This window comes from Companilactobacillus alimentarius DSM 20249 (assembly GCF_002849895.1).
Classification (GTDB): Bacteria; Bacillota; Bacilli; order Lactobacillales; family Lactobacillaceae; genus Companilactobacillus; species Companilactobacillus alimentarius.
This window is the reverse complement of the sequence record NZ_CP018867.1, coordinates 2244362-2260520: the sequence shown is the minus strand read 5'-3', so window position 1 is coordinate 2260520 and position 16159 is coordinate 2244362. Positions and strand designations below refer to the sequence as shown.

Genomic DNA, 16159 nt, shown 5'->3' with positions numbered 1-16159 from the left:
CAGGAGTGATTCCCTATGGATAATATTCAAAAACAACTACAAACGAAATCCAAAGCCACCTTTCAAGATTACTTTGGCAAGGGAATTTGTTATTTATGTATCGGTTTAATTATTCTCTTAGTTACATGTATTCTTTATTTCATTGCTTCAAAAGGTCTAGCAACATTTACAAAAGACAAAGTTAATGTATTTGATTTCCTAACTACAACTAATTGGAACCCTGGAGCTTTAGATGCTAAGGGACATCCCGATGTTGGAGCTTTGCCTATGATCGTTACGTCATTTAGCGTGACACTTCTGGCTGCCTTAATCGCAACTCCTTTTGCCATTGGTGTCGCCATATTTATGTCGGAGTTTTCCAGTAAAAATGGCAGTAAAATTCTACAGCCGGTCATCGAATTATTGGTTGGTATTCCCTCAGTAGTCTATGGTTTCATCGGCTTGTCTGTCGTAGTACCTTTCATTCGTAACATTTTTGGCGGTACCGGTTTTGGAATTTTATCTGGTACTTTGGTTCTCTTCGTAATGATTTTACCAACTATAACCTCTTTGTCGGTCGACAGTCTAAAATCTGTTCCTCTTTATTACCGTCAGGCTTCCTTGGCTCTAGGTGCTACCAGATGGCAAACTATCTATAAGGTGGTACTTCGAGCTGCAATTCCTGGGTTATTAACTGCTATCATCTTCGGTATGGCTCGAGCTTTTGGTGAAGCTTTAGCCGTTCAAATGGTTATCGGTAATGCAGCTTTGATGCCCAAAAATTTAATTTCACCAGCTTCAACATTAACAAGTAAATTAACAACCGATATTGGAAACACAGTCATGGGAACTTTACCCAATAACGCTTTGTGGTCCTTGGCTTTGATTCTTTTACTGATGTCGTTGATTTTGAATTTAATCGTTAAGTTTATTGGAAAGAGAGGACGTTTTTAAATGAATGCTAAAAAAATAGACAAAATTGCTAGCTTCATAATTTATTCGATTGTCACTCTAGTAATTTTATTATTAGTTGCTATTCTCAGTTACATCCTCTTTAACGGTGTCCCAGATATTTCTTGGCACTTCTTAACTACAGCTGCCCAATCATTTAGTTCTGGCGGTGGAATTAGAGATCAACTATTTAATTCCCTATATTTACTAGTTCTAACCATCATAGTTTCCTTACCAATCGCCTTAGGAGCTGGAATTTATTTATCCGAATACGCTTCAGACAATTGGTTCACTGACTTAATCAGAACCAGCGTTGAGGTTTTGAGTTCTTTACCTTCGGTTGTAGTGGGTCTATTTGGATATTTGCTTTTCGTTATCAAGTTGAATTTAGGATTTTCTATCTTGTCTGGAGCTATTGCTTTAACATTCTTCAATCTTCCACTTTTAACTAGAAACATTGAAGAATCACTTAGAAGCGTTCCTAATCTACAAAAAGAGGCCGGAATTTCGCTTGGTCTTTCAAATTGGAAAGCAACGACTAAAATTATTCTTCCTGCCGCCTTACCTGGTATCTTAACCGGACTTATTTTAAGTGCTGGTAGAATCTTTGGTGAAGCTGCCGCCTTAATTTATACTGCTGGTCAAAGCGCTCCAACTGTCGACTATAGTAATTGGAATGTTTTTTCTAGTACCAGCTTTCTAAATCCTATGCGCCCCGCCGAAACTTTAGCCGTCCACATTTGGAAAGTTAATACTGAAAGCGTCACGCCAGACGCACATCTGATTTCCAGCGCTTCGTCGGCAGTGTTGATTATCGTGATTCTTATATTTAACCTAGGAGCTCGATTCTTGGGAAACAAACTCTATAAAAAAATTACTGCGACGAAATGAGGAATCAGCTTTGGAACAATATAATTTAAGTGACCGCTATATCACTGCTATTTCTGATGAGAAGGCTATAACTACTAAAGATTTACAAGTTCATTATGGTGCTAACCATGCAATCTTTGATGCTAATTTAGAATTTCCACGTTTCAAAATAACTTCGTTGATAGGAGCATCTGGTTCCGGCAAGTCTACTTTTCTACGCTGTTTAAATCGAATGAATGATAAAATTGCTCAAGTTGATGGTCAAATTCTTTATCGAAATGTTGATATTAATTCGAATAAGATCAACGTTTATGAAGTAAGAAAACATATTGGAATGGTTTTCCAAAGACCAAATCCTTTTGCCAAATCAATTAAAGAAAATATTACTTTTGCATTAAAGAATTCTGGTATCACTAATAAAAATGAACTTAATGAACGTTTAGAAACAAGTCTTAAAAGTGCTGCTCTTTGGGATGAAGTAAAGGACAATCTCAATAAAAGTGCTTTAGCTCTTTCTGGTGGTCAGCAACAAAGACTTTGTATTGCCAGATCAATTGCTATGCGTCCCGATATCTTGCTTTTAGACGAGCCTGCTAGTGCTTTAGATCCCATTTCAACCTCTAAAATCGAAGAGACTTTAAAAAATTTGAGTAAAGACTATTCCATTATTATTGTCACTCATAATTTACAACAGGCTTCGCGAATCAGCGATTACACGGCATTTTTCCATTTGGGACATATTATTGAATACAATAAGACTGTTAATGTCTTTACCAATCCTAAAATGCAAGCTACTGAGGACTACGTTTCTGGAAATTTTGGTTAAAACAAAATAAGCTCAATAACGATAATTTTGTCGTTATTGAGCTTATTTTTTTCTATCATTATTTTCTTAAAATCATTTCATATTGTCCCTTTTGACTTGTCTTACGGATTATATAATTTTTAGAAATATTATGTTGCAAATCTTCCAAATCCCGCTTTTCTTGTTTCATAAAGCGGCGATGAATGTAATGATTCAATGCTGTGAAAATCCCCATCCAACCACTAGAACCCGCAATAGACCAGTCATTACCACTAGCTGATATCTGTGATTGATGTATTGCATCACAAAACTCAAAAGCTTTCCCACTTACTTGAAATTGATCTTTTTGTTGCTGCACCGCGTTCGTTAAATCTTCAATATTATTAATCACTATTCAATTTCCTCACAAAAAAATAAAGAGCAAGATAAAAATATCTTTCTCTTCATTCTACTTGTTTATCCAAGTTTTAAAAAGTCTAGTTTAGTCATTATCTCCTTGAGCTCTCAACAATTCGCCAAGTGAAGGTTGCTCTTTAACGTCGATGTGATACTTCTTGGAATAAGCGTCAACTGCTTCTTGTCCATACAATTTAGCGTCGAGTGGCATAAAGGCAGTAGCTACTGGATCGTCTTGTTTAATTAAGGCATTGACAACGATTGGTTTCTTATTGCCAGAAGCTTGTAATTTCTTAATTTGGTCAAATGTTTCATCGACATCTTTAATGGATTTAACGGTAAATCCGATGCCTCCAAGTCCTTGAGCCACCTTAGCCCAATCTGCTCCCGTCAAGTCAACTCCATAAAGGTGTTGTTTTGAAGCAACTTGTTCATAATAAATGAAGCCCAATCTCTCATTAGAAAGAATTACATTGATAACTGGTAAGTGATATCTAGCTTCTGTGATCAAATCTGGTGCAACCATTGAGAAACCACCATCACCAGACAATGTCCAAGCTTGGGCATCAGGAACACTCAAGGCACCAGCTAAGCCAGCTGGTAATCCAAAGCCCATTGTGGCAAACAGACCTGATAATGCAAAACGTTGATTGTGGTTCATCGGCAATCCACGAACTCCAAATTCAGATACATTTCCTGTATCAACACCGTAAGTATCATTGGGACCTGCTAATTCAGCCATCTTAGCTGTAACTGTCTCTGGATTTAATCCATCGCTATCATCACGGGCCAATTTATCCAACCACTTGTCCCAGTTAGCTTTATTCTCTTGATTAGCCTTCAGCCAAGTTCCAGCTGGCAATGTTTCTTTGGTATCAATCAAGGCTTGCAAATAACTCTTAGCGTCGGCAATGACTGCATAATCGACATCAACTGTTTTTCCAATATCATAAGGATTATTATTCACATCAATAATCTTGACACCTTCGGGCCAAAATCTTGCAAAGGGGAATTCTGAACCGATGAATAAAATGAGGTCAGTATGTTGCAATGCTTCAAAACCTGATTTGCTTCCTAAACGTCCGAAAGTACCAATGAAATTAGGATGATCAGTACTAATAACTCCAGTAGCGGGAACCGTATTCATTACAGGTAAATTAAATTGTTCAGCAAATTTTGTTAATACATCTTTTGCACCTAGTAATCCACGACCAGCATAAACCAGCGGATGTTTGGCTTCTTTCAACATCTTCAAGGTATTAACAACATCTTGAGAGTCAATCGTTTGAGAATTATTGCTACTAATAATCTTAGGTGTCTTAACAGGTACATAATCAATTTCATCAGCGGTTAAATTCTCAGGAAGGATCACTACAGCTACACCCTTTTGACGATATGCTTCACGAATTGCTTGATTAATAACATAGGGAATCTGTTCAGCAGTTGTTACAGTGCGGTTGTAAACCGCCACATCGCTAAACATTGGTCCTTCATCCATTTCTTGGAAATAGTTAGTATTCATGTTTTCTTGTGGAACCTGACCTACCAAGGCTAAAACAGGAACATGATCCATTTTGGCATCATATAGACCATTGAAAAGATGTGTGGCACCAGGACCAGCGGAACCAAACGCAACTCCAATTTTTCCTGTAAATTTAGCGTCAGCTGAAGCAGCGATTGCTCCAACTTCTTCATGACGAACTTGAATATACTTGACCTTATTTTTTTCCAAATAAAGTCCTTCAACAGTATGATTAATTGAACCTCCGGGAACACCATATACGTGGTCAACATCCCAATCTTCAAGAACCTTTACTAAAGCTTGTCCAGCTATCATTTTTGTCATATTTCCACTTTCCTTCTTAAAATATCCATGATAAAGCATTTTTATACATTCAAACGCATTATCATTGCTTGCAAACGTTATCATCGAATACTTTAGTAAAAAAATCAAATAATCTTTCTTGTTAAGAATTTCATTTAGTCTAAATTTACCAAATAGACCTTAATTTTCAGAAAATTTCACTTCAACGCCACATAAAAAAGCAAGACATTAAGTCTTGCTTTCATTTATTAATTATTAAAGAATTGTGAAACTACTAAGAAAACTATTCCACCCACAATTACACCAATTCCTATAATCATATAGTTCCACAAACCTAGAACTCCAAGTAAAACTAAAATAATTCCGATTATTGGATGATGTAATAGAGCAATTCCGGTCTTAATAAATAACCAGATTATTACTAGAATGGCTACACCAATCGCAATTAAAATTGGTGCAGAACTGCTTGTACTAGCAGCCATTAATGTTAACATTTAAAGCCTCCTTTTTGTAAGCTTGATTATATCATTAATTTGTTAATGGTGTGAAACATTTTACATAATCAAATATATTTAAAATTAATATGTTTTACCCTATAAATTTTATGAAAATAATATTACAATCGAAGCTTAAGAAAAAATTGTTTTTTAAAAAGGAGTTCAATTTGATTTTTAAACAAAACAACCAAAGAAAATGGTTGGCAATGATTTATTTAGTCATCTTTTTTATTTTAGAATTGATGGTTATTACTAATAATTCATTTATAACTAATTTCGACAGTTCCATTCAAACTATTTTACAAGGGATGGTTTCCTCAGGTTTTACATCAATTTTCAAAACCGTCACTTTCTTAGGCAGTCCTCTAATGGACCTGATATATTTACTACTTATCGCCTTCTTATTTTTAAAAAATAATTATAAGCAAACAGCTCTATGGATCATTTATCTTCTTATCAGTGGTAATATCATTTCATTCTTAATTAAAATTACCGTCCATCGTCAACGTCCACTGAATGCTATTTTACCCGCATCGGGTTACAGCTTTCCTAGTGGACACGTCTTTGGAACGACTCTATTGATATTAACCATAATCTTTTTAGTTCTACCTCACTTGCACAATAAAAATTGGCGAATAGGTATTTCTGTTATTGCAATACTTTGGTTAATCCTTGTAGCATTTTCCAGAGTCTATTTGCGGGGACACTTTCCTAGCGATGTTCTTGGCAGTGCTCTTTTAGCAGGTACTTGGTGGGAATTCTCGGAGCTTTTATATTTGAGATATCATGCCACAATAATCAATTTATTCAAATTTCATCTTGGGAATCAAAAAGAGTGATCAATTAATTGACCACTCTTTTTTTTAGTCCACAATACTCTTGATTGCTAACAATAATTTAGTAATATCATTATCATATACTTCACCAATGTTACCAATTCTAAAAGTTGGAACTTGTGAAATCTTACCAGGATAAATGACAAAACCATCTTCCTTTAATTGTTGGTAAAACTTCCTAAAATCAAAATCAGCCGTTGGATAAACAAAGGAAGTAATAATTGGTGACTGCCATTTCTCATCAATTAGAACTTTAAATCCTAATTTTTCCATACCAGTGGCTAAGTGTTCCTGATTAGCTTTATAGCGTAAATAACGAGCCTTAACCCCGCCTTCTTCATCCAATTCTCTCAACGCTTCATGAAAAGCATGCACCACATGGGTTGGAGAGGTAAAACGCCATTTACCATTATCCTTTTCCATCTCAATATATTGAGCATAGAGATCCAATGAAAGTGTCCTAGCTAATCCCTTGGTAGATTCTAAATTATCTTTTCTAGCAATAACAAATGAAAAACCTGGAACACCTTGAATACATTTATTAGAACTACTTATCAGATAATCAATTTCTTCTTGCTCTACATTGATAGGAATACCACCAAAACTACTCATTGCATCTACAATCGTAGTAATTCCCTTTCCATGAACATAAGGAATAATATCTTCGATAGGATTCAATATTCCAGTAGTTGTCTCGCAATGAATCATTGCAAAATGAGTAATATCAGGATACTTATCTAAATATTCTGTTACTTCTTTTAATGTGATGGGCTTTCTCTCGTCAACGACCAGATCAACATGTTCAATATTATAAATCTCTGCCATCTCACTAATACGTTTTCCATACGCACCATTAATAGCAATCAACAATTTGTCATTATTTGAAATTGTTGAACTTATAACGGATTCAACACCGTATGTACCACTTCCTTGAATTGGTACAGCACTGTAGTCATCAGAAGTAACTTGTGCCAATCGTAACAAAGAATTACGAAATGATTGAGTAATCTTTTTATAATCATCATCCCAAGTACAATAGTCAAAATCCATTGCATTCTTTACTTCTTCACTTGTCGTTAAGGGTCCTGGTGTTAAAAGCAAATATTTTTTTACCATTTTTTATCCATCGCTTCATTTAAATATTCAATTATTTGAACTAAATCATAAATATTGTCAATTATGAAATCAGTATTAACTAATTCAAATTTTCGTTTAACTTCATTACGTTTAACAAGTTGCTGCTCATCATCCAGCTCGTCGAATTCTACTTGCGATAAGCCCATTAAGCTACTACCTTCAACTATCCCAACTGTCTTAACACCAGCATTATGTCCTTCTTCGATATCAACTAAAGTATCGCCTACTTTGATAACCTTTTGAGGATCATCAATATTAAACTTCTCCATGATGTATTGAATCATTGCTGGCGATGGACGACCTTGATCATGAACATCTTCTGATGTAACAACAAGTTCTGGTGCATAGCCGTTTTCTGAAGCTTTTTTCTCAACTATTCTCATCATTTCATTAGTATAACCAGTGGTCGTTGCTACTTTTATTCCATATTCTTTTAAATAATTGAAAGTTTTTAAAACACCTGATTTCAATTCTGTATAATCTCTCAAGTATTTAATCAGTGACTTTTGGAATCCTAAGTAGATTCTCTTACGATCATCATTTGTGGGTAGTGAACCGTACTCATGTTTCCATTGATCTTTAACATCATTCATATTAAGAATCTTACCAATATGATCCCACTTCGCCATCCCCATATCCTGACGAATCTCAGAATCAGTTAACTCAATTCCTACATCTTTAAAAGCTTTCTTAAAGGCAATCACTGGTGCCAAACTTCCGTAATCAACAGTTGTACCAGCCCAATCAAAAATAACTGCTTCAATCATAAAACCCTCCATAACTTAACGGCTTAGATACAAATGTCTAATTTTAACCGCAATAAACTCAAGTAAAAATGTAACCGCAATAATCAGATAAACAATAAAACCAACCTCATGGAAATCAAAACTCATTCCACTCGCAACAAACAATTGATAACCAATTCCACCTGCCCCGGCTGCTGCTCCAACAGCAATAGCATTAGCAAAATTTATTTCTAAACGAATAAATGTCCATGATACAAACGAAGCCATAATCGTTGGCCAAATTGCTTGAAAAACGATAACCCAGAATCTAGCACCAGTAACTTTTAAAGATTCAATTGTGGAATCATCAATTCCTTCTATACTTTCAGAATATGCCTTAGTTAAGTAAGCCACACTATGAAAACTCAAACCTAAAATAGCTGCGGTCGAACCTAATCCACAAACAATTGAAAAAATCAGTGCCCAGATAATCGTTGGTATCGCCCTAACAATCGCCATGAAAACTCTTATTCCAGTTCCAAGATAAATATTGGTCAAATTCTTTGAAGCTAAAACTGCAAAAAAGAATCCGAATATGGCGCCAATAATAGTTGTCATTACTGAGATAAGTAAACTCATTCCCAATCCTTGCAACAATTCTATAAAGCCATCAGTTCCAGTATTGGGCTGCAAAAACATTTGATGCAAGGTAGTTGACAATTCTTTAAATGCTGAACCTATTTGAACATTGGCTGTATCCAAATGAGTCAATGTATATCCAGTAATCAGTAATAGCGATGTAAAAACTAAAATAATCATCGTTCTAGACAAATTATTAGTGTGTAACTTAATATTTGGCGAATTTGGTATCTGTGGCTTTTTTACGATTCTCTCTTCACTCTCTATCATAAAATCACCTTTCTGATTTGATTTGAAATCAACTCTAAGATAATCACTACAACTATAATTGCTAAAATGGTCATCCCAGCGGCATCAAACCTAAAACTCTTGAAATATAGATCAAATAAGAAACCAATTCCCGTACCGGTCAAAATACCTACCAAAGTCGCATCTCGAACATTATTTTCAATCATGTAAAGAATCCAACTTAGAACACTTGGTAAAATCTGAGGTAATACGGCTTGAAAAATTACCGGAAAGTACCCAGCCCCAGTTGCTTTTAAAGCCAACATTGTCTCACTGGCTTCATCTTCAATAATCTCCATAAAAGCACGGATCAGAAAACCAATCGACATTAACAAAAGAGCTAAAAAGCCAGTGAAGTCACTTTGTTTAAATGAAAATAATAGAATCATTGACCAAGCTACTAATGGAATATTTCTAAAAAACGATGCCACCCCACGTACAACTAATTGAACGGAACCATTTATTCCCGTAACCTTAGAACCGACTAAAGCAATAAAGATGGAAATAATGGCAGCAACGACTGTCGATGAAATAGCCAATAAAACCGTTTGAAATAACTTTTGCCAGATTTTTGGTAGATAACTAATCGACTCAGATGTCGGCTGAAAGTTTACTCCTAACCAATTAAAGGCTTTTGGAATTGCAATCAACCCACTTAAACTATCAAAGTTTAAAAGCCAGCTACCTAATAAATAAATACCGCCAATAATCCCTATTATTACGGTCTGACGCCAACCTTTGCGTTGTAAAAATTTTGCAGAAGATTGCATTATTCAAACTCCTTTGTAATTTTCTGATCATAAAGTGTCCTCAAAATATCCTCTGATAGTAAATCGGCAGCTTCATCAAAGACCAAATGACCCTTACGAATACCGATAATTTGATCAGCATATTTTTTTGCCATATTAATTTGATGTAAATTAGCCACACAAATTAAATTGTACTCATCAGTCAGGTCTTTAAGTAACTGCATAACTGTTTGAGCTGAAGCAGGATCGAGGGAGGCAATCGGCTCATCACATAAAATCACTTTAGGATGTTGGATGAGTGAACGTGCGATTCCCACACGTTGTTTCTGTCCACCACTTAATTCTGAACATCGTTGCAAAGCAAAATCTTCTAGACCAACTTTTTCCAGTAAAGACATAGCTTCTTCTTTTTCTTCTTTGGTATAACGACCAAGAACACCTGCTAAAGTAGATTTGTATCCTAGACGACCATGTAAAACATTTTCAATAACTGTTAAGCGTTCTACTAAGTTATAATTCTGGAAAACCATTCCAATTTGACGACGATGTTTTCTTAGCTGTGCCTTATTGGCTGAACGAATATCATCGCCATCAATCAAAATCTCACCACTGTCATCTTTGATCAGCTGATTTAGGCTTCTTAGAATGGTCGTTTTTCCCGCTCCAGAAGGACCAATAATTGCAACAAATGTCCCTGGCTTGACGCTAAAAGATATATCACTTAAAGCAGGAAGATCTTTTTGATAACTCTTATCTAAATTCTTAACTTCTAACATAGGCAGCCTCTTATTTACCAACTAACTCATGAGTAGGTTTGTACCAATCATCATCAACCCTTAGAAGTGTTGTCTTATCGGTCTTCTTTTGCCATAAAGTTGGTGTTTTACCTTTTCCATCTGAGAATAGATCTTTATTATTAGTAATTTCTTTTGATGTGAAATGCTTTGCAATTGCATCAATATCATCTTTACTTAATGCCTTTGAGTTAACAACAAATGGTCCATTTTGAACTGGAAGAACTGACAAGTTAACTAATTCTTTTCCCTTGAATTCTGCAAATGGTGCATCGGCGTCATTTCTAACAGTGAAAGTTGAGCCTACCTTGTCGTAGCTACCTGAAGTTACTTTCAAGAATGGTGTTAAATCTCCGTCGTCAAATGCAGCAACATCAGCATCACCCTTTAGTAAATTGATAGCTGAGCCTGGATGAGTACTACCGTAAAGAACTTTATCAAAAAATTTTCCACCTTCTGATAATTGATCTTTATTTTCTAATTTAAAATGTTTTTGAATTTCATCAGTTGGTACGGCAAATCCTGAAGTAGAACTAGCTGAAACAAATGAGATTTTCCTACCCTTGATATTATCAATATTGTACTTGCCATCTTTTTTATACTTGTCGGCATTATCCTTTTGAACCATTAAATATGAACGGTAGCTTGCGCCTTTTTTAGTACCATCTGGTCCTGATTGAAGAAGTAATGGCTCGATTTTTTTATTTTTAGCATGTGCCTGAATATAACCATCAGCACCCATAAATGCCAATTGAGCCTTACCAGAAGCAATTGCTTCAATTGCGATGTTGTAATCTGTAGTAGTTTGAATATTGATTTTCTTACCAGTTGCCTTATGTAATTCTTCTTTTAGCGCCTTACGTGAAGCGCTGAAATTCTTGGCTGATTCATTTGGATAGAAAACCATAGTAATCTCTTTGTTGCTATTACTTCCAGCTTTTGGTGATGCTGAACTCTTTGAAGAACAACCAGCTAATACACCGGTTAATAATAGAAATACCCCTAGAAAATAAAGTGCAACACAAAAGTTAGACAAAATTGAATATTGTTAAGCTGATAAGGCATGTTCCCTGTATTCGCGGGGAGTCATGCCTTTTGTTTTTCTTGAGATGCGTCGATTGTTAAACCAATCGACGTACTCCTTAGAAAGTTTCCTAAATTCTTTCATATCTTTACAAGGTGGAAATCCATTGAGACATTCTGTTTTGAATAGATGAAAGAAACTTTCGATTGGCGCATTGTCGAGACAATTTCCTTTGCGAGACATGCTCTGTATAAATCCATCTTCAGAAAGCCTATCAGTATAATAATTTAGTTGATAATGCCAGCCTTGATCTGAATGTATCACTGGGTTGCTTCCTTTAGGTATAACTGTCGTTAATTCATTTAATGTATCCATAATTAATTTACTATTGGGACTATTACTTACTTGGAACGCTAGAACTTCTTTGCTTGCCTCGTCGGTAATTGCGGAAACATAAGCCCATTCGTTATCCCTTAAACGAACTTGTGTGACATCTGTATGCAGGACTTTAAAGGGCTCAGTTTCATTAAACTGTTGATGTAAAATGTTGTGTGCGACCTTTCCAACAGTTCCTTTATATGAGGAATACTTTCCATTTTTATGACGATTATAAAGATTTACTTGAACATTTAACTCATTCATCAAGCGACGAGCTACGGCATCTGCTATGTGAATATCTAGTTTAATTAATCCTTCTTGTACGCGACGATAACCGTAGGTTAGGCGTCCACGACATTTTCCACTTTCAGTAATTTTTAATATTTCAGTTTTTATATCTTTGTACTTATCTACATGATTTTTGATACGTTTACGCTCATCATGGTAAGTGGCCTTTTTAAGTCCAATGGCCTTAAGAATATCGCCTATCTTATACCGTTCTGCTTTTGGAAGAGACTCTTGTTCTACCCTGATCTGATCAACTATTTGTGTTTTTTTGCGTCCTTTGAAGTTCCGAACAGGGTCATTGATTTTTTTAAAATATCATTCTCCAACTTTGTGTCATATAATTCTTGATTCTTCTTTGCGAGTTCCTCGCGAAGTTGATCTAATTCATTCTTGTTTATTAAATGACGTAATTTCTTTTTATCATTTTTCACTTTGGATTTTCTGCCTTTCGGATGAGACTTCAAGGCTTCTATGCCATGTTTATTGAATGCCGTTCTCCAGGAACTAATCTGACACTTGTTAACATCAAATCTGGCGGATACTTCAGCTAAAGTTTCATCATGAGTTTGATAGTAGTTTATCACATCAATTTTAAATTCAGCTGAAAAGCTTCGTTTAGTTTTTTTTCGCTTAAGCGAGTCTACGCCGCTTAAGCGATATTTTTGAATCCAGAAACTGACTTGCCGTTTAGGTAAATTATGTTTCTCTGAGAGACTTTGCATGCTGGTTCCACCTTGGAGGTATTCACCAACAACTTCTGCCTTTAATTTTGAACTGTATTTAACCATATAAAAAGCGCTCCATAACTGTTAGATTTCTTGTCTAACAATTATGAAGCACTTTAAAAGCGGTTAATAATCGCCCTTTTTTCATAACTAACTTCCAACTTTCTCTGTCATTTTTTCGAACAACCATAGATTAACAAAGCTATGTAAAGTAACGATTAATTTTCTGTAAAATAAAAAAATATAATGTTTACATGTTTTATACAATTTATATACAAATGAATTCTATTTCCAATTACACGATCAAACTCCTCTAGCGCTATAATGAAATTAATATAGGAGGTAAATTTATGGCTACAAATATTCCTTACATTGAATTAGCAAATGGTGTAACAATTCCCCAAGTGGGATTAGGTGTTTTTAGAATGGATGATAAAGAGGTTGCTAACAGTGTCAAATGGGCACTAGAAAGTGGTTATAGACACATTGATACGGCTAGTTTTTACGATAATGAAGAAGCTGTCGGCAAAGCTATCAAAGACTTTGGAATTGACCGTAAATATTTGTTCATTACTACTAAGATTTGGAACAATATCCGTAGGTATGACGAAACAATCGAACAGTTCAACAGATCTTTACAAAAGTTAAACACAGATTATTTGGATCTTTATTTAATCCATTGGCCAGCTGCCGGCTTCGAAGAAAATTGGCGTGCTATGGAAGATCTTTATAAACAAGGAAAAATCAAAGCTATTGGGGTTTCAAATTTCAAGGCTCATCATATTGAACAATTGATGAAGTCAGCTACAATTGCTCCCATGGTTGATCAAATCGAAACTCATCCTTACTTACAAGAAAACGATTTGCATAAATATTTGAAAGAACATCATATTGTTCACGAGTCATGGAGTCCCCTTGGTGGCGGGGTCAATAAGGTTATTGATGATCCCGTAATTAAAGAAATTGCTCAAAATCACCAGAAATCTCCTGCACAAATTATTTTGCGTTGGCACATTCAACGTGGTGAAGTCATTATTCCTAAATCAACTCATGAAAAACGTATTCAAGAAAACATACAACTCTTTAATTATCATTTTCATCTATCTTCTGAAGAAATGAATCAAATTGCTCAACTTGATAGTAATAAACGTGTTGGTGCTGATCCTGACGATGAAAAATTTCTAAAAGACTCAACTACTTATGCCACACAAAATGATTAGTAAAAACGAGATATAAATTCTTAATTAACATTACACACTAAAAAAGCTCAGTGTGACGACCATCAAGGTTATCACCACTGAGCTTTTTTTAAATTTAATGGATCGGTTCGATCCAACGTTTGAGTAAATAAATATTTATAGCACTTAAACAAACGATCCATACGGCTTCAATACCAATTGTTAACCAGATGGCAGAAGATATCTCTCCCATTGAATTAATAAGACCATTTTTATAAATAATCATTAAAATATTACCCGTTATATAATTGAATGCCCAAAGCACTAAGAGGATTACAACTAAATAGACTAAAAATAGAACAAATTTCTGCTTCCCAAATGGTAAGAATCCACTGATCCAATTAATAACAAAATGAATTAGAGTAATTCCACACCACAATAGAATTGTTCCCAAAAGCGATACTAAAATGAATTGGATTGCTAATTCAACAACATTTGTCTCGGACGGAAAAAAGCCTAAGGATTCACTGAAACTGCCATTTATGAAACTAGGAATACTACAAATCAACGCAAAAATAGCCTCAATAATTTGTAAATAAATCATTGCTCCAATAGTCGTTAATAAGTTTCCTAAATATAATTTTGTCTCAGAAATAGGAATGAGACGGTAATTATTGCTGACCCACACTCGTTCATTTACTCTAGCTAATAAAATAAGACTTATAAAATTAACAATCACTACACTAGTAAAAAACATTGCAGGAATTTCTCTAAGGCTAGAAAATCCATTCATAAATAAATTGATAATAGCCATCACAACCATGACAAGGAGGTCGATGACTAAGATCCAATTTGCCAATTTACATTTTTCCCATATTAAATTCTTACTTATTCCTTTAAGACCACTCATCGTGTAATTCCTCCCTCATAAACTTTTTCATAATATTCTTCAACGCCTAAATGATACTTTTCTTGAATATTTTCAACTGTGTCAGTTTCATAAATTGTTTGATCTTTGATGATTACAATTTCATCTAGTAAACTAGCAATCTCAGTCACATAGTGATCACTAATAATGATTGTCGAATCATTTTCTTTCCACTGGATAATACTGCTGATTATCTTCTTTCGAGACATGCTATCAATTCCACTTAATGGTTCATCTAGCAGATATAACTTAGTTTTCCGCGATAGTGCTAATGCAATGACTAATTTTCCTTTAGTCCCAGTGGATAAACTCGACAAACGCTTCGATTCATCTAAGCCTAAGTATTTAGAAATTTTACTATATTTAACAAAATCAAAATCCAGATAAGCATTTATATAAAAATTAACAACATCTTTAATTCGTTCACTTCGATTGAATCCTAATAAACCATCGCTGAAACTGACTTGTCGCTTGATTTCTGTTTGAGCGGTTGCTCCATTAACAGCAATCATTTTGCCATTACTAGCATTGAGACCTGCAATCAAGCGCATTAGAGTGGTTTTACCGGAACCATTTTCCCCCAGCAGCCCAACTATTTTTCCATTATCTAAATTTAAATTAATATGATTTAGAATTGTTTTACCATTTTTTCTATAAATTAAATTATTGATTTTTAAAATTTTACTCATGATAATTGGTCCTTTCCTTAACATAATTAATAAAGCTGGCAATTATTTCATTATCATTCATTTTTAACGCATGCAACTTATCATATGTTTCGTCTAAAGTATTTTTCACAATTTGACTCCTTAATCTATCAATGACATCCCCATCAGTCGTAACAAAGTTCCCCTTGCCACGTTGAGTTATGATAATCTTTTCTTCAGTCATTTCCTTTAAAGACTTTTGAACGGTATTAGAATTAGCCGAAAATAACACTGCCAATTGTCGTACCGAAGGCAATTGTGACCCTAATTCATATTCATGGGTTATTATTTTATGATACAAAATTTCTTTGATTTGAAGATAAATCGGGATATTGTCGATATACTCCATCATTTTCCTCCATACTGTTCTACTACACTAATACAGTATATTAAATTAACGTGTAAATCAACCTTTTTAATCAAATTACACACAAAAAAAG

Annotated in this window: 19 protein-coding genes; 5 read left to right on the top strand and 14 right to left on the bottom strand. The window is 34.7% G+C overall.

Features of this window, described 5'->3' with window-relative positions; all coding sequences use genetic code 11:
* Positions 1-15: 15 nt before the first annotated feature.
* From pstC to pstB, 3 genes are read left to right on the top strand one after another with little or no spacing between them, the layout of a single operon-like run.
* A complete protein-coding gene (pstC, locus tag LA20249_RS10870; protein WP_057739128.1) occupies positions 16-933 on the top strand; it encodes a phosphate ABC transporter permease subunit PstC in 918 nt (305 codons plus the stop codon).
* On the top strand, positions 934-1821 hold the full coding sequence (gene pstA / locus LA20249_RS10865) for a phosphate ABC transporter permease PstA (RefSeq protein WP_057739129.1): 888 nt from the start codon (positions 934-936) through the stop codon (positions 1819-1821).
* 10 nt (positions 1822-1831) lie between these two features.
* Positions 1832-2626, top strand: coding sequence for a phosphate ABC transporter ATP-binding protein PstB (gene pstB, locus LA20249_RS10860; protein ID WP_057739130.1), 795 nt, complete (start codon positions 1832-1834; stop codon positions 2624-2626).
* A gap of 58 nt (positions 2627-2684) precedes the next feature.
* Here pstB and LA20249_RS10855 read toward each other — a convergent pair whose 3' ends face one another.
* The 3 genes from LA20249_RS10855 to LA20249_RS10845 form a co-directional block, all read right to left on the bottom strand.
* On the bottom strand, positions 2685-2996 hold the full coding sequence (locus tag LA20249_RS10855) for a hypothetical protein (RefSeq protein ID WP_057739131.1): 312 nt from the start codon (positions 2994-2996) through the stop codon (positions 2685-2687).
* A 90-nt stretch (positions 2997-3086) separates the two neighbouring features.
* Positions 3087-4847, bottom strand: coding sequence for a thiamine pyrophosphate-binding protein (locus LA20249_RS10850; RefSeq protein ID WP_057739132.1), 1761 nt, complete (start codon positions 4845-4847; stop codon positions 3087-3089).
* A gap of 227 nt (positions 4848-5074) precedes the next feature.
* Positions 5075-5320 carry a hypothetical protein gene (locus LA20249_RS10845; protein ID WP_057739133.1) on the bottom strand — a complete coding sequence of 82 codons (246 nt, stop codon included), beginning with the start codon at positions 5318-5320 and terminating at the stop codon, positions 5075-5077.
* Positions 5321-5490: 170 nt separating this feature from the next.
* On the opposite strand from LA20249_RS10845, the gene LA20249_RS10840 reads away from it, so the two are divergent.
* Positions 5491-6162, top strand: coding sequence for a phosphatase PAP2 family protein (locus LA20249_RS10840; protein WP_057739134.1), 672 nt, complete (start codon positions 5491-5493; stop codon positions 6160-6162).
* A gap of 24 nt (positions 6163-6186) precedes the next feature.
* On the opposite strand, the gene phnW is transcribed toward LA20249_RS10840, so the two are convergent.
* Genes phnW through LA20249_RS10800 form a run of 8 tightly spaced genes read right to left on the bottom strand, consistent with a single transcriptional unit; the run spans position 6187 to position 12969 of the window.
* Positions 6187-7275, bottom strand: a complete 1089-nt coding sequence (gene phnW / locus LA20249_RS10835; protein WP_057739135.1) for a 2-aminoethylphosphonate--pyruvate transaminase — start codon at positions 7273-7275, stop codon at positions 6187-6189.
* On the bottom strand, positions 7269-8063 hold the full coding sequence (gene phnX / locus LA20249_RS10830; RefSeq protein ID WP_057739136.1) for a phosphonoacetaldehyde hydrolase: 795 nt from the start codon (positions 8061-8063) through the stop codon (positions 7269-7271). Before phnX ends, phnW begins: the two co-directional genes overlap by 7 nt.
* A 15-nt stretch (positions 8064-8078) precedes the next feature.
* Positions 8079-8930: a PhnE/PtxC family ABC transporter permease gene (locus LA20249_RS10825; protein WP_057739137.1), complete on the bottom strand. Its 852-nt coding sequence runs from the start codon at positions 8928-8930 to the stop codon at positions 8079-8081.
* Entirely contained in the window at positions 8927-9718 is a 792-nt protein-coding gene (locus LA20249_RS10820; protein WP_057739138.1) for an ABC transporter permease subunit, read from the bottom strand. Before LA20249_RS10820 ends, LA20249_RS10825 begins: the two co-directional genes overlap by 4 nt.
* Complete coding sequence (phnC, locus tag LA20249_RS10815) at positions 9718-10473, bottom strand: phosphonate ABC transporter ATP-binding protein (RefSeq protein WP_057739139.1); 756 nt, start codon at positions 10471-10473, stop codon at positions 9718-9720. The genes LA20249_RS10820 and phnC overlap by 1 nt, the downstream gene beginning before the upstream one ends.
* Positions 10474-10483: 10 nt before the next feature.
* On the bottom strand, positions 10484-11527 hold the full coding sequence (locus LA20249_RS10810; protein ID WP_101836905.1) for a phosphate/phosphite/phosphonate ABC transporter substrate-binding protein: 1044 nt from the start codon (positions 11525-11527) through the stop codon (positions 10484-10486).
* A 12-nt stretch (positions 11528-11539) separates the two neighbouring features.
* Entirely contained in the window at positions 11540-12427 is an 888-nt protein-coding gene (locus LA20249_RS10805; RefSeq protein ID WP_313811430.1) for an IS3 family transposase, read from the bottom strand.
* 8 nt (positions 12428-12435) lie between these two features.
* The gene (locus LA20249_RS10800) at positions 12436-12969 is read right to left on the bottom strand and encodes a helix-turn-helix domain-containing protein (RefSeq protein WP_101836880.1); all 534 of its coding nucleotides are present in this window, start codon (positions 12967-12969) and stop codon (positions 12436-12438) included.
* A gap of 287 nt (positions 12970-13256) precedes the next feature.
* Between LA20249_RS10800 and LA20249_RS10795 the strand changes: the two genes are divergently transcribed.
* Positions 13257-14126: an aldo/keto reductase gene (locus LA20249_RS10795; RefSeq protein ID WP_057738825.1), complete on the top strand. Its 870-nt coding sequence runs from the start codon at positions 13257-13259 to the stop codon at positions 14124-14126.
* A gap of 94 nt (positions 14127-14220) precedes the next feature.
* Here LA20249_RS10795 and LA20249_RS10790 read toward each other — a convergent pair whose 3' ends face one another.
* Genes LA20249_RS10790 through LA20249_RS10780 form a run of 3 tightly spaced genes read right to left on the bottom strand, consistent with a single transcriptional unit; the run spans position 14221 to position 16068 of the window.
* Positions 14221-14994: a hypothetical protein gene (locus tag LA20249_RS10790; RefSeq protein WP_057738823.1), complete on the bottom strand. Its 774-nt coding sequence runs from the start codon at positions 14992-14994 to the stop codon at positions 14221-14223.
* Positions 14991-15701, bottom strand: a complete 711-nt coding sequence (locus LA20249_RS10785) for an ATP-binding cassette domain-containing protein (RefSeq protein WP_057738821.1) — start codon at positions 15699-15701, stop codon at positions 14991-14993. Before LA20249_RS10785 ends, LA20249_RS10790 begins: the two co-directional genes overlap by 4 nt.
* Positions 15694-16068, bottom strand: a complete 375-nt coding sequence (locus tag LA20249_RS10780; RefSeq protein ID WP_057738819.1) for a GntR family transcriptional regulator — start codon at positions 16066-16068, stop codon at positions 15694-15696. Before LA20249_RS10780 ends, LA20249_RS10785 begins: the two co-directional genes overlap by 8 nt.
* Between the last annotated feature and the right edge of the window lie 91 nt (positions 16069-16159).

What these genes read in the sequence shown, in the direction of transcription:
- pstA (WP_057739129.1), top strand. Translation starts at nt 934, where the DNA reads ATGAATGCTAAAAAAATAGACAAAATTGCTAGCTTCATAATTTATTCG.
- LA20249_RS10785 (WP_057738821.1), bottom strand. Translation starts at nt 15,701, where the DNA reads ATGAGTAAAATTTTAAAAATCAATAATTTAATTTATAGAAAAAATGGT.
- LA20249_RS10790 (WP_057738823.1), bottom strand. Translation starts at nt 14,994, where the DNA reads ATGAGTGGTCTTAAAGGAATAAGTAAGAATTTAATATGGGAAAAATGT.
- LA20249_RS10800 (WP_101836880.1), bottom strand. Translation starts at nt 12,969, where the DNA reads ATGGTTAAATACAGTTCAAAATTAAAGGCAGAAGTTGTTGGTGAATAC.
- LA20249_RS10820 (WP_057739138.1), bottom strand. Translation starts at nt 9,718, where the DNA reads ATGCAATCTTCTGCAAAATTTTTACAACGCAAAGGTTGGCGTCAGACC.
- phnW (WP_057739135.1), bottom strand. Translation starts at nt 7,275, where the DNA reads ATGGTAAAAAAATATTTGCTTTTAACACCAGGACCCTTAACGACAAGT.
- phnC (WP_057739139.1), bottom strand. Translation starts at nt 10,473, where the DNA reads ATGTTAGAAGTTAAGAATTTAGATAAGAGTTATCAAAAAGATCTTCCT.
- LA20249_RS10845 (WP_057739133.1), bottom strand. Translation starts at nt 5,320, where the DNA reads ATGTTAACATTAATGGCTGCTAGTACAAGCAGTTCTGCACCAATTTTA.
- LA20249_RS10795 (WP_057738825.1), top strand. Translation starts at nt 13,257, where the DNA reads ATGGCTACAAATATTCCTTACATTGAATTAGCAAATGGTGTAACAATT.
- pstC (WP_057739128.1), top strand. Translation starts at nt 16, where the DNA reads ATGGATAATATTCAAAAACAACTACAAACGAAATCCAAAGCCACCTTT.
- phnX (WP_057739136.1), bottom strand. Translation starts at nt 8,063, where the DNA reads ATGATTGAAGCAGTTATTTTTGATTGGGCTGGTACAACTGTTGATTAC.
- LA20249_RS10825 (WP_057739137.1), bottom strand. Translation starts at nt 8,930, where the DNA reads ATGATAGAGAGTGAAGAGAGAATCGTAAAAAAGCCACAGATACCAAAT.
- LA20249_RS10780 (WP_057738819.1), bottom strand. Translation starts at nt 16,068, where the DNA reads ATGGAGTATATCGACAATATCCCGATTTATCTTCAAATCAAAGAAATT.
- LA20249_RS10850 (WP_057739132.1), bottom strand. Translation starts at nt 4,847, where the DNA reads ATGACAAAAATGATAGCTGGACAAGCTTTAGTAAAGGTTCTTGAAGAT.